The following is a 242-nucleotide window of genomic DNA, read 5'->3' as shown; positions in this document are numbered from 1 at the left end:
CTGTTGATGCTGCGCGCCTGGGGCATGCAGTACTGCGGACACAAGCCTGGTGACGAGCCCGCCGTGCACCTGACCTACAAACCCACCGGCGAGGTGGTGGACGAGTACTGGAAGATCCCGCAACACGAATGGCCGTGCTCTCTGGACACGCTGGAAGGCACTATCAGCGCAAAGTTCGAAGCCGAGCGCGAAGAGAAGCGGCGCACTTTCCGGAAAAGCAAAAAAGTCGGCGAAGACTGATC

General features: G+C 59.9%; 1 protein-coding gene. It reads left to right on the top strand.

Annotated elements, in window-relative coordinates:
* A partial coding sequence (locus tag AB0T83_RS20520) for a hypothetical protein (protein WP_366195040.1) occupies nucleotides 1-240 on the top strand: 240 nt, incomplete at its 5' end.
* Nucleotides 241-242 lie beyond the last annotated feature (2 nt).

The sequence above is a fragment of the Meridianimarinicoccus marinus genome, from assembly GCF_040689105.1.
Classification (GTDB): domain Bacteria; phylum Pseudomonadota; class Alphaproteobacteria; order Rhodobacterales; family Rhodobacteraceae; genus Meridianimarinicoccus; species Meridianimarinicoccus marinus.
Note: the sequence above shows the minus strand (reverse complement) of the source record. Positions and strands in the feature narration are given on the sequence as shown.